Below are 791 nucleotides of genomic sequence, written 5' to 3' on the forward strand. Positions count from 1 at the left end.
ATTATTTCAAACATGATTTTCGAATCCCACTCCCTCCCATCTCCTTGAGTATATATAGATGCTGCTTGTAGCATAATGCTTTTGTCTTTATGATTTACAAATTTGTTAATACATAGATTACTATTTATAGGCATTCCATAATTAGCTGCAGTTAGTCGATCTAACCTATTTAATATACCAGAATTATACTCAAGATTAACAACCCTTCCATCTGGTCTTGTTATTGAGATATTTTCTGTTAAAAAGTTAGACCCCTCTAAGAAAAGGACGTAAGGAAAGTGGCTCTCAGAGAGCATAAAATTCGCTATCTCTGATATATTCTTATGAGATCCACTCGTTATTCTCGGACGAGTGTTCAGTAATGAACCTCTGGAGAGAACCATGTATATGATCGTTATCTGGGTTGGACTTCTGCTTTTAAGCCCAGATAACTGGCCTGAATATGTTAATGAGAGAATCGGTATTCCTCATGTGTGGCATGTTTTCGTCTTTGCTCTTGCATTTTCGCTAGCAATTAATGTGCATCGATTATCAGCTATTGCCAGCGCCAGATATAAGCGATTTAAGCTAAGAAAACGCATTAAGATGCAAAACGATAAAGTGCGATCAGTAATTCAAAACCTTACAGAAGAGCAATCTATGGTTTTGTGCGCAGCCCTTAATGAAGGCAGGAAGTATGTGGTTACATCAAAACAATTCCCATACATTAGTGAGTTGATTGAGCTTGGTGTGTTGAACAAAACTTTTCCGATGGAATGGGAAGCATATATTATTCCCTATTGAGGATATTT

At 36.8% G+C, this 791-nt stretch carries 2 protein-coding genes; one reads left to right on the forward strand and one right to left on the reverse strand.

The annotated features are described in order from the left end of the window. The coding region (locus tag HMPREF0321_RS15220) for an EcoRI family type II restriction endonuclease (protein WP_083803150.1) at positions 1 to 383 on the reverse strand (383 nt) is incomplete at its 3' end. Between HMPREF0321_RS15220 and HMPREF0321_RS15225 the strand changes: the two genes are divergently transcribed. Beyond that, complete coding sequence (locus tag HMPREF0321_RS15225; RefSeq protein WP_083803149.1) at positions 382 to 783, forward strand: superinfection exclusion B family protein; 402 nt, start codon at positions 382 to 384, stop codon at positions 781 to 783. The two genes, HMPREF0321_RS15220 and HMPREF0321_RS15225, sit on opposite strands and share 2 nt — an antisense overlap. Positions 784 to 791 lie beyond the last annotated feature (8 nt).

Origin of the sequence: Dermacoccus sp. Ellin185 (assembly GCF_000152185.1) — a bacterium.
Lineage (GTDB): Bacteria > Actinomycetota > Actinomycetes > Actinomycetales > Dermatophilaceae > Dermacoccus > Dermacoccus nishinomiyaensis.

Excerpts from the sequence above, each read along its gene's own strand:
- HMPREF0321_RS15225 (WP_083803149.1), top strand. The coding sequence starts at position 382 with ATGTATATGATCGTTATCTGGGTTGGACTTCTGCTTTTAAGCCCAGAT.